The organism is Halioglobus sp. HI00S01, from assembly GCF_001635445.1.
Classification (GTDB): Bacteria; Pseudomonadota; Gammaproteobacteria; order Pseudomonadales; family Halieaceae; genus Halioglobus; species Halioglobus japonicus.
Map to the genome: position 1 here is coordinate 1 of NZ_LWEE01000038.1, position 10,503 is coordinate 10,503.

General features: G+C 57.0%; 11 protein-coding genes and 1 rRNA gene. 5 read left to right on the forward strand and 7 right to left on the reverse strand.

Annotated features, from left to right (window positions below; translation table 11 throughout):
• Together A3709_RS07795 and A3709_RS07800 are read right to left on the reverse strand one after the other, a co-directional pair.
• A 16S ribosomal RNA gene (locus A3709_RS07795) occupies positions 1-348 on the reverse strand; the annotation flags it as partial.
• A 440-nt stretch (positions 349-788) separates the two neighbouring features.
• Positions 789-1,385 carry a sulfite oxidase heme-binding subunit YedZ gene (locus tag A3709_RS07800; protein ID WP_231871131.1) on the reverse strand — a complete coding sequence of 199 codons (597 nt, stop codon included), beginning with the start codon at positions 1,383-1,385 and terminating at the stop codon, positions 789-791.
• A 135-nt stretch (positions 1,386-1,520) separates the two neighbouring features.
• On the opposite strand from A3709_RS07800, the gene A3709_RS23620 reads away from it, so the two are divergent.
• On the forward strand, positions 1,521-2,069 hold the full coding sequence (locus A3709_RS23620; RefSeq protein WP_066052655.1) for a hypothetical protein: 549 nt from the start codon (positions 1,521-1,523) through the stop codon (positions 2,067-2,069).
• Between the two features lie 89 nt (positions 2,070-2,158).
• Positions 2,159-2,788, forward strand: a complete 630-nt coding sequence (locus tag A3709_RS07810; RefSeq protein ID WP_066052658.1) for a hypothetical protein — start codon at positions 2,159-2,161, stop codon at positions 2,786-2,788.
• Here the strand turns inward: A3709_RS07810 and msrP are convergent.
• Positions 2,785-3,774, reverse strand: a complete 990-nt coding sequence (gene msrP, locus A3709_RS07815) for a protein-methionine-sulfoxide reductase catalytic subunit MsrP (protein WP_066052661.1) — start codon at positions 3,772-3,774, stop codon at positions 2,785-2,787. The two genes, A3709_RS07810 and msrP, sit on opposite strands and share 4 nt — an antisense overlap.
• Positions 3,775-3,961: 187 nt before the next feature.
• Between msrP and A3709_RS07820 the strand changes: the two genes are divergently transcribed.
• Positions 3,962-4,543 (forward strand): hypothetical protein, encoded by a 582-nt coding sequence (locus A3709_RS07820; protein WP_066052663.1) that lies wholly within the window; start codon positions 3,962-3,964, stop codon positions 4,541-4,543.
• Positions 4,544-4,585: 42 nt separating this feature from the next.
• Here the strand turns inward: A3709_RS07820 and pssA are convergent, their stop codons facing one another.
• Positions 4,586-5,416 carry a CDP-diacylglycerol--serine O-phosphatidyltransferase gene (gene pssA, locus A3709_RS07825; protein WP_066052666.1) on the reverse strand — a complete coding sequence of 277 codons (831 nt, stop codon included), beginning with the start codon at positions 5,414-5,416 and terminating at the stop codon, positions 4,586-4,588.
• A complete protein-coding gene (gene ilvY / locus A3709_RS07830) occupies positions 5,413-6,351 on the reverse strand; it encodes an HTH-type transcriptional activator IlvY (protein WP_066052669.1) in 939 nt (312 codons plus the stop codon). The genes pssA and ilvY overlap by 4 nt, the downstream gene beginning before the upstream one ends.
• A gap of 110 nt (positions 6,352-6,461) precedes the next feature.
• On the opposite strand from ilvY, the gene ilvC reads away from it, so the two are divergent.
• A complete protein-coding gene (gene ilvC / locus A3709_RS07835) occupies positions 6,462-7,934 on the forward strand; it encodes a ketol-acid reductoisomerase (RefSeq protein WP_066052671.1) in 1,473 nt (490 codons plus the stop codon).
• Positions 7,935-7,991: 57 nt separating this feature from the next.
• Complete coding sequence (locus tag A3709_RS07840; RefSeq protein WP_066052673.1) at positions 7,992-8,795, forward strand: sterol desaturase family protein; 804 nt, start codon at positions 7,992-7,994, stop codon at positions 8,793-8,795.
• A 24-nt stretch (positions 8,796-8,819) separates the two neighbouring features.
• Here the strand turns inward: A3709_RS07840 and ilvN are convergent, their stop codons facing one another.
• Together ilvN and A3709_RS07850 are read right to left on the reverse strand one after the other, a co-directional pair.
• The gene (gene ilvN, locus A3709_RS07845) at positions 8,820-9,311 is read right to left on the reverse strand and encodes an acetolactate synthase small subunit (protein WP_066052676.1); all 492 of its coding nucleotides are present in this window, start codon (positions 9,309-9,311) and stop codon (positions 8,820-8,822) included.
• 2 nt (positions 9,312-9,313) lie between these two features.
• On the reverse strand, positions 9,314-10,503 hold a 1,190-nt coding region (locus A3709_RS07850; RefSeq protein WP_066052678.1), incomplete at its 5' end, for a thiamine pyrophosphate-dependent enzyme.

The window sequence follows — 10,503 nt, forward strand, 5'->3', positions numbered from 1 at the left end:
CTGCTGCCTCCCGTAGGAGTCTGGACCGTGTCTCAGTTCCAGTGTGGCTGATCATCCTCTCAGACCAGCTAAAGATCGTCGCCTTGGTGAGCCTTTACCTCACCAACTAGCTAATCTTACGCAGGCTCATCAAATAGCGCGAGGCCCGAAGGTCACCCGCTTTCCCCCGTAGCGCGTATGCGGTATTAGCAGCCGTTTCCGACTGTTGTCCCCCACTACTGGGTAGATTCCTACGCGTTACTCACCCGTCCGCCGCTGTACTCACACCGAAGTGCTTTCTCGCTCGACTTGCATGTGTTAGGCCTGCCGCCAGCGTTCAATCTGAGCCATGATCAAACTCTTCAGTTTAAATCTTTTACCTCTACACCTTACCGGCTGTAAGAGGGATTGTTTGCGCGATTACCTCGCGATAACAATCAAATCTCGGCTCAGACACAATTCGAAATCAATGTTCCATAAAACTTATGAATCAATGGTCACTTGTTGCGTCTGAATAGTCGTGTACAACTATCCCAACAAGTGCCCACACATCTGTCTTCGTCTTCTTGTTAAGCAACTCTCAAATCGCCAGGATTTGAGATCTCGTCGGGGGGTTACCCCCCACCGAGGAGTGCGCATTATACGGATCGTTTTGCCCCCTGCAAGGCCTTTTTGAAATTAATTTCTGCAAATTTTCGAGGCTTCAAAAATTGGCTGAAATTTGGCCTTCAGGAGGGGCTGATTCGCCGGGCGTCATCCCTCGAGAGCGGCGCATTATACAGAGGCACTTTGCCGGGGCAAGCGCTTTTTCAAACTTTTTTAGCAGGCAGCCAAACTCGCGCCCGCCAACCCAATAACAGGGCAAAAATCAGGCAGTAAACCAATGCCTCGGTGACATCAGAACGGACCTGCCAGAACAGATGAATACATCCGAGCACCGCCGCCGGGTATACCAACTTATGCAACTTGCGCCAGGAGCGCCCCAGACGCCGCTGCCACCCCTGGGTAGACGTCACCGCAAGCGGCAGCATCAACAGCCAGGCAAGAAACCCAACCGTAATATACGGTCGCTCCAGCAGCTCCTCTGCAAGAATGGCTGGCGTCCACCCCAGGTAAAAGTTGGCGAAGGTCAGGAAGTGGAGAGAGGCATAAAAAAATGTGTACAACCCCAACATCCTGCGCAACCGGATCGGCCAGGGTTTACCCAACCATTGCCGCAGCACCGTCACGAATAGCGTCAGTGCCAATAGGCGCAAAGCCCACACGCCCGTGGAGGCAAGAATGGCCTCAGCAGGGTCAGGCCCCAACCCGCCGGCGAAGGCTTGATATGCCAGCCATGCGAAGGGCGCCAAACACACAACAAACACCATTGGTTTGACCCACAAGGGCAGTCTATTAGCGCCCACCGCCAGCTCCATCAAATAAAGTTGCCAAAACTGTAAGAACACGGGCCCCGCTATAGGTTCCCCCCACTGGCCAATTCACGCCGTTTGGTGCGCTATGGCGCGTAAAAAAATAACCAATAAACAACGAAGTCCACCATGAGTGTCAAGCACATCTTAGCGTTGAGCAGCGCTATCGCTCTGCAATGCACCGCCATACTCAGCCACGCAGGAAATGCCGCCAACGCTATTATTACGATGGCGCCGGCACCCCCACCACCGCCGCCCGCGGAACCCCCACCCGAAGCGGCCGCACCCGTCGCAGGCGCTATGGAGCCAGCAGCCCCCATTCCCGTCATGGACAGCGTGTTGTTCGGAGTACTCGGGCTGGTACTGGTCGTTATCGCAATGCGGTTCCTGCCAAAGAGCAAGGGTGCACAAAAGCTGCTGAGTATTGCCGTGCTCGGCACCGGCCTGCTGGTCGGCGGCCTTGGGGCTGAGCGAACGATTGCGCTCATCGACTATGCAGACGTCTTTATCGCGCCCGACTGTGATGGCACAGACATCGACGTCCCCGATCTGATCGGCAATTTCTACCAGATCACCAACGATTGCAGCACCCCCAGGAAATTACTGCCATCGAGATTGAGGATTTCACCAGTCCCTGCGTCGATCTCGAAGTCACTGACGAGGGCACATTTATGGTAGGCACCCAACTGGCGCCTGACGAAATGTGTACGCTCGACGCCTACAGTTATTCCGACAACAATAGCTGCCCTCAGTAAAGGAGAATAATCATGAAACGCGTTCTTCTGACGGCGACCCCTGCCCTGGCCACGCAACTAGTCAGTGCACTCGCTCACGCGAGCGCTCCTGTGGGCACCGCGGTTACCACCGTCACCGTTGCCCCGGCGCCAACCCCGGAACCAACTCCCGCAGCGCCGCCGGTAGCTGCACCGAATGCAGGTGCCAAGGAACCAACACTGCCTGTTCCGGTGATGGACGACCTGCTATTGATCGTAGTGGGGTTGATGCTCATGGCCGTCGCCTTCCGTTCTCTGCGCAACAGCAAAGGCGCTCAGAAGTTACTGAGCATCGCTGCCCTCGGTGGCAGCCTGACCCTGGTCGGCATGGGCGCCGATCGCACCATAGCTATCGGGATCATGGACAACCCGATCGCACCGACTTGTGAAGGCGGTGATATCACTGGCTCCGATGCGACGACTGCCAATTCAGTTACCAACAATTGCGAAAGCGATCAGGAGATCCTGAACATAGAAAGCGAAACCGTGAACTTCGAGGAGTGCACAGAGCTGCAGGTCCGGCCGGAGAATGAGGGAACATGTGAAGCAGGCCTCACACTCGTCCCGGGCGAGAGTTGTGAGACCGATATCTTCACCCCAGAGGACTCAGGTGTCTGTATTTAGTAGTATTTCTTGAGATCCATCCCCGTATAGAGATGGGCCACCTGCTCCCCATAACCATTAAACATGGTTGTGGGGATGCGGTTGGGGCTAAATAAGCTCGAGGGCAGCCTCCGCTCGTACCTCTGGCTCCACCTGGGGTGATCTACTTCCGGGTTTACGTTCGAATAGAAACCGTACTCACGCGCATTCTGGTCCTGCCAGGACGTCGCGGGCTGCTTGTCTGTCAGATGAATCCGCACCACCGACTTGATACTCTTAAACCCATACTTCCAGGGCACTACCAGGCGAATGGGGGCACCGTTCTGGTTGGGTAAGGTCTTGCCATACATGCCAACCGCCATGAGGGTCAGCGGGTTCATTGCCTCGTCCAGGCGCAACCCCTCACGATAAGGCCAGTCAATGGTACTGCCGAAAGAACGGGTGCCACGCATTTCCTTGGGGCGATACAGCGTTTCAAAGGCCACGTACTTGGCCTTGCTGGTGGGCTCAAATTCTCTGAGCAGTGAAGCCAGGGGGAAACCTACCCAGGGAATCACCATGGACCAGGCCTCGACACAACGGAGGCGATAAATCCGCTCCTCCAGAGGGTAACGCCCCAGAATATCTTCCAGGCTCAACTTGCCAGGTTTTGCTACTTCACCTGTCACCTCCAATGACCAGGGGTCCGTGCTCATCTCATGGGCATAGTCCGCCGGATCGCTCTTGCCGGTACCGAACTCATAGAAGTTGCAGTACTGGCTGGCATCAGTGAAGGGAGTCTGATCTTCGCCTGTGTGAAAGCCGTCGGAGCCCGCTGTTGCAGGGGCAAACTGCAGCGATTTGCCACCGGTTGTTACAGCAGCTACGGCGTCAAAAGCGACACCCGCTGCGACACCCCCTAGCAAGCCGGCAGCCTTCATCAGCTGCCGACGGCGCATGTAAATGGACTCCGGAGTAATTTCCGAAGACGGAATGTGCGGCACCTTGAATCGCTCTCTCACAAGCATTGCTCCCTACTATCGATAAAACTATGAACCCGTCGAACATTAAAGGTTCCACAACCTCCTTGGATGGCGAGTAGCGCCTACCAGCGAGCGGCAATACTGCCTACATTTTGTGCCAGCCAGATATTGCAAGACTGACCGCTCAGCGCTAGCCTGGTCAATATAATTAATAGTTCTAAAGGAATCACTCGTGAAACTCACCTGCCTACATCTCCAATCGGTGACAACAGGCCTGCTCTTACTAGCGTCCAACAGCTCCTTCGCGGGCGTGGCCAATCCCGTGATCACTCTGACGCCACAGGCAGAACCACCGGCTCCAGCGCCCGTCGCCGATGCTGTCGCCCCCGCCGTCCCCGTACCGGTAATGTCAGATCTGTTAATGGTAGTGCTGGGTATTACCCTCGTCACGATTGCCGTGCGGGTGCTACGCAAGTCCAACATCGGCGACAAGCTGCTTGGGGTAGCAGTACTGTGCACTGGGGTTGCAATCGGTGGATTTGGCGCCCGTCACGCAGAGGCGTTAATTGAAGAGTATCTGATCGAGGACCCAAATTGTGGTTCGGTCACAGAAATTCAATACAACCCCTACGATCCGACCATGCCGCCGATCAAGAACACCTGTGGCGAGACTTATGAGGTAACAGAGAAGGACGAGGTGGTCCCAGGGTTCTGCGCTGCGATCGTAGAGGGCACCTGTTCCGCCGGCACCGCTCTAGAGACGGGTCAGACCTGTATTCCGGACTATATCGAGGAAGACGTCTGTGAGCGGTAACGACCTATCTGTGTAGCGCATCGCCGGGCACCCCCCGGCGATTCATTTTTTCTTGAGCAACAACATGACCGGACCTGACAGGGCATAACCCAGGAAGCCCAGCAGCAAAATCAGCGGCGGGTCCAGCGTGACCAAACCGAACACCAACACCACAGCGATCATCACTACAAAGGGCACCCGACCGTGCAGATCAATGCCTTTGAAGCTGTAGTAAGGGAAGTTGGCCATCATCAGTAACCCGATGACGGCGGTGAGTACCGCCAGTACGACTTTGAGTTCCAGCGAGAGCGCCATTCCGGTCAGCCCCAGGTCATTGCACACCCAGACGGCACTGACAACGATGCACGCCGCGGAGGGACTGGCCAGGCCAGTGAAGAAATTATTGTCTGCAGTGTCTACCTGGGTATTGAACCGCGCGAGGCGCAATGCCGCGCAGGCAACGTATATAAACGCGGCACTCCAGCCAAATTTGCCCAGGTCACCAAGCGCAAAACTGAACATCACCAGTGCCGGCGCCACACCAAAGGACACCATGTCCGCAAGGCTGTCATACTCGGCACCAAACTTGCTCTGGGTATTGGTCAAACGCGCAATCCGGCCGTCCAGGCCATCGAGTACCAGTGCCGCGAGGATGGCAATGGGTGCACTCTCGAAATCGCCGCGCATAGCGGCGATCACGGCATAGAAACCCGCAAAGAGAGCCCCGGTGGTAAACAGGTTGGGCAGCAGGTAGATCCCCTGGCGACGCACGGCCTGACCGTTTTCTGACACTTCTTCTTCGTGTTCATCGATCAGAATGTCGAGGGCCGCGCTCACAGATGAGGGGCTGTCCTGCGCCTGAGGAACTTCTGGCTGATCTGGTTTATCGCTCATTGGTCATATCCCTGCGTAAGCGCGGCGATTGTATCACTCGAACCCGGATAGGTCTGCCCGGCCACTCGCCACAGGGCTCCCAGCAACGGGCTGGCCAGCCGCTGGCGCAGGCTCGCCAGACCAATCGACAGCGATGGCAAGGCAGCGTCCACCTCGAAAACCTCCACCTGGTCACGCAATCCACTGGATTCGATCACCAGCTGCGGGGCGATGCCCACCCCCAGACCCAGGCTCACCATGGCTACAATCGCCTCGTGCCCCGCGACCTGGGCGTAAATTCGAGGCCTGATGCGCTGGTCGCGAATCCAGTCGTCAAACAATTCCTTGGTGGTTCCACGTTCGGGGACAATAAGGGGTAGCACCCCCCAATCCAGGGGACCGTCGCGGGCTTCCAGCACGCGGTCACGCACTTGGCAATTGGCCGCCGGCATAAAGAATTGCAGCGGCGACTCCACCAACGGCAGGAATTCCAATCGAGATGGCGAGTGTAAAGGCTTGATGGTTACCGCCACATCGTCTTGCCCGGACAGTACCCGGTTAACACCATCGGCCTGGTCACCGGTATGCATCATAATATCAACCGCTGCATACTCGTGACGAAACGCTGCAAGAATGGGCGCCAGCAAGGTGTGCGAGGCGGTGACCGAACAGTACAAGCTCACCTCACCGGCGAGTTCGCCCTCACTCCCCAGCTTGCGCTGCAGCGCCTGCCACTGCGCCAACGAACGGCGGGCAAAATCGTGAAACTCGCGGCCCGCAGGAGACAACCGCACGCTGCGCCGATCGCGCTCCAACAGCGGCTGGCCCACCTCTTCTTCGAGGCGGGCAATCGCGCGGCTCACGGCCGATACGCTCATGTGGAGCTTTTCTGCACTGCGACTAAAATTGAGGGTCTCCGCTACTGAGAGAAAGACCGTCAGGGCTCTCGTATCCACACACCACCTTTTGCGTTAATTGCAACACAGTATTACCTAATTAGCGTTTTACGCAAGTATTAGAAATGCGTATTCTGCGCAGGCTTTGAACACCCCTACAGGAGATTCCCATGGGACAGAACTACTTCAACACCCTGCCACTGCGCCTGCAGCTGGAAGAACTGGGCAAGTGCCGCTTTATGGACCGCAGCGAATTCGCCAACGGCTGCGACTATCTCAAGGGCAAGAAAATCGTCATCGTCGGCTGTGGTGCACAGGGCCTCAACCAGGGCCTGAACCTGCGCGACTCCGGCCTGGATGTCTCCTATGCCCTGCGTGAAAGCGCCATCAGCGAGCAGCGCCAGTCCTGGAAAAATGCCTCCGAGAATGGCTTTACCGTGGGCACCTACGAAGAACTCATTCCCACGGCAGACGTGGTGATGAACCTCACCCCGGACAAGCAACACACCGCCGTTGTCACCGCCGTCATGCCGCTGATGAAACAAGGCGCGTGCCTGGACTACGCCCACGGCTTTAACCTGGTTGAAGAAGGCATGCAGATCCGCAAGGACCTGACCGTTGTCATGATGTGCCCCAAATGCCCCGGCACTGAGGTCCGCGAAGAATACAAGCGCGGCTTTGGCGTTCCCACCCTGATTGCGGTTCACCGCGAGAACGACCCCAAGGGCGAAGGCATGGACATCGCCAAGGCACTGGCCTCAGGCACCGGCGGCGACCGCGCGGGTGTTCTCGAATCTTCACCGATTGCGGAAGTGAAGTCCGACCTGATGGGCGAGCAGACCATTCTTTGCGGCATGCTGCAGACAGGCGCCATTCTGTCTTTCGACAAGATGGTAGAAAAAGGTATCGACCCCGGCTACGCCTCCAAACTGATCCAGTATGGCTGGGAAACTGTCACCGAAGGCCTCAAGCACGGCGGCATTACCAACATGATGGATCGCCTGAGCAACCCCGCCAAGATTCGCTGTTTCCACCTGGCGGAAGAACTCAAGGACATCATGCGTCCGCTGTACGAGAAGCATCAGGATGACATTATGTCCGGTGAATTCTCCAGCACCATGATGGCCGACTGGGCCAACGACGACGCCAACCTGCTGGGCTGGCGCGCCGCCACCCAGGACACCGCATTCGAGAAGCAGGAGAACACGGACCAGGACATTCCCGAGCAGGAGTACTACGACCACGGCATTCTGCTGGTCGCCATGTGCAAAGCCGGGGTAGAGCTGGCTTTTGAAGTCATGGTTCAGGCAGGCATTAAGGAAGAATCTGCATACTATGAGTCACTGCATGAAACGCCGCTGATCGCGAACACCATTGCCCGCAAGAAGCTCTATGAGATGAACGTGGTGATCTCCGACACCGCCGAATACGGTTGCTACCTGTTCGACCACGCCTGTCGTCCGCTGCTGGCAGACTTTATGACCAAGATCGATACCGATGTTATCGGCAAGGGCATTGCCGGTGAAACCGGCGTCGACAACCAGGAGTTGATCGCCGTCAACAAAGCCATCCGCACCCACCCGGTTGAAGTCATCGGCGAAGAACTGCGTGGCTACATGACCGCCATGAAACGAATCGTGTAACACTACAAGATGCGTTCAAAGGGGCCTTCGGGCCCCTTTTTTGTGTACCATCAATGCATGTTACCCTCAGACAGCTACAGCCAACTGGCTTACATTGCCACCGCCTTGATCTTCGCCCTGTGTATTGCCGCCGAGACGTTCGCGCCGCGACGCGAACCTGGCCCACACACCGCCTGGCGCTGGCTGAACAACCTCGGTCTCAGTGGCCTGACCTGGTATCTCAATCTCTTGCTGGGCACGTTGTTCATCACCTGGCTGGCGGGCTGGAGTCATCTCAATGAACTCGGGCTGCTGGCACGGCTGGGCACTGGCCCGGTGTTGAGCGGCCTGCTCTTGCTGCTGGTGATTGAGTTCATCAACTACTGGGTGCATTACACCTTTCATCGCTTCCCCCTGCTGTGGCGTCTGCATGCGGTGCATCACACTGATACCGATATCGATGTCACCACCAGTTTCCGTCACCATCCGGTCGAAGCACTGGCCACATTACCCATCTTCGCCCCCGTAGCGCTGTTCATGGGGGCGCCCATGGAGGTCGCCATGGCTGTGCACCTGTTCAGCATATCTGCAACCGTGTTCAGCCACAGCAACGTGGCAATACCCGCCACTGCAGAAAAGATATTGCGCCGTATTATTCTCACGCCAGATTTTCACCGTGTGCACCACTGTTCAGAACAAACGTTCACCAACAGCAACTACGGCAGTGTGGTGCCCTGGTTCGACTACCTGTTCGGCACCGCCAGGACGCGGCCGGTGAACGAGCAGCAGGACATGGAGTTGGGACTGGAGTATATGCGCCAGACCAGGGACAGCCGGCTCGATCAGATGATTGTGGCGCCCTTGCGGACGCCGGAAGTCTGAGCGCGGCTACCCGCCGCGCGCAGTTTACAGAGAGAGTACTTTTTCGCCGCGGGCAATGCCTGCCACACCGGAACGAACGACCTCGAGAATATCCAGGTCGACCATGGCGGCGACAAAGGAATCCAGCTTGTCTGACGTACCCACCAATTGAATGGTGTAAACGTTAGGGCCTACGTCCACGATCTGGCCGCGGAAGATATCCGTGGTGCGCTTAACCTCATCACGGGCTGCACCGGTCGCGCGAACCTTGATCAGCATCAGGTCACGTTCCACGTGAGCACCCTCGGTGAGGTCAACCACCTTGACCACGTCTACCAGCTTGTTGAGCTGCTTGGTGACCTGCTCGATGTGCAGATCGTCACCCACGGTGGTGAGCGTCAGACGGGACAAGGTGGAGTCATCCGTCGGCGCCACGTTCAGGGTCTCGATATTGTAACCACGTTGCGAAAACAGGCCCACCACGCGAGACAGCGCACCAGGCTCGTTTTCCATGAGCATTGATAAGATGCGTCGCATGATCAGGTCCTCTCGTTCTTGGAAAGCCACATATCTTTCATAGAGCCTTCCGGGGCAATGTGCATCGGGTACACGTGTTCCATCCGGTCAATGAGCACGTCGAGGAATACGGTGCGATCTTTGAGGGCAAAGGCCTCTTCCATCGCGTCGTCCAGATCCTCCAGGCGAGTGACCTGAATACCCACGTGGCCATAGGCCTCCATCAACTTGACGAAGTCGGGCAGCGAATCTGCATAGGTCACCTGCGAGTAACGGCTTTCGTACTGCATGTCCTGCCACTGCTTCACCATACCGAGGTAGTTGTTTCGCAGGTTGATGACCTTCACTGGCGCGTTGTAGTGGGTCGCTGTAGACAACTCCTGGATGTTCATCTGGATACTGCCCTCACCTGTTACACAGGCCACGTCAGCATCGGGAAACGCGAGCTTTACACCGATAGCGGCAGGCAGACCAAAACCCATCGTTCCCAGGCCACCGGAGTTAATCCAGCGACGCGGCTTGTCGAACGGATAGTACTGCGCTGCGAACATCTGGTGCTGTCCCACGTCTGACGTGACATAGGCATCGCCGTTCGTGGCCCGGAACAGGCTCTCAATCACCTGCTGGGGCATGATCATATCGCTCTCGCGATAGCGACGGCCGGTCATTAGGCCGTGATTGGCGCGCCACTCATCGATCTGCTCCCACCAGCTCGCCAGCGCACCTGCATCGGGAAGGTCCGCATCTTTCTCCTGAACTTGCTCGATCTGGGCGATCATTTCGGTGAGCACCGATTGCACCGGCCCCACGATCGGAATATCTGCCTGTACAGTCTTGGAAATCGACGCCGGGTCGACATCGATATGAATAATTTTCGCGCCCGGGCAAAACTTTGACACAGTATTGGTCACCCGATCATCAAACCGCGCGCCTACGGCGAGGATCACATCGGAGTAATGCATTGCCATGTTGGCCTCATAGAAGCCGTGCATGCCCAGCATGCCCAGGAACTGGCGATCCGTTCCCGGATAAGCACCGAGCCCCATTAGGGTATTGGTCACTGGGTAATTGAGCATTTTCGCCAGGCATGTAAGCAATTCGCTACCCTCGCCCTGCACCACACCGCCGCCGGCGTAAATCATTGGACGCTTGGCGCCCAAGAGCATACGTACCGCTTTTTTGATCTGGCCAGTGTGACCGCGCTGTGCGGGCG

Excerpts from the sequence above, each read along its gene's own strand:
- A3709_RS23620 (WP_066052655.1), top strand. The coding sequence starts at position 1,521 with ATGAGTGTCAAGCACATCTTAGCGTTGAGCAGCGCTATCGCTCTGCAA.
- A3709_RS07810 (WP_066052658.1), top strand. The coding sequence starts at position 2,159 with ATGAAACGCGTTCTTCTGACGGCGACCCCTGCCCTGGCCACGCAACTA.
- msrP (WP_066052661.1), bottom strand. The coding sequence starts at position 3,774 with ATGCTTGTGAGAGAGCGATTCAAGGTGCCGCACATTCCGTCTTCGGAA.
- pssA (WP_066052666.1), bottom strand. The coding sequence starts at position 5,416 with ATGAGCGATAAACCAGATCAGCCAGAAGTTCCTCAGGCGCAGGACAGC.
- ilvC (WP_066052671.1), top strand. The coding sequence starts at position 6,462 with ATGGGACAGAACTACTTCAACACCCTGCCACTGCGCCTGCAGCTGGAA.
- A3709_RS07840 (WP_066052673.1), top strand. The coding sequence starts at position 7,992 with ATGTTACCCTCAGACAGCTACAGCCAACTGGCTTACATTGCCACCGCC.
- ilvN (WP_066052676.1), bottom strand. The coding sequence starts at position 9,311 with ATGCGACGCATCTTATCAATGCTCATGGAAAACGAGCCTGGTGCGCTG.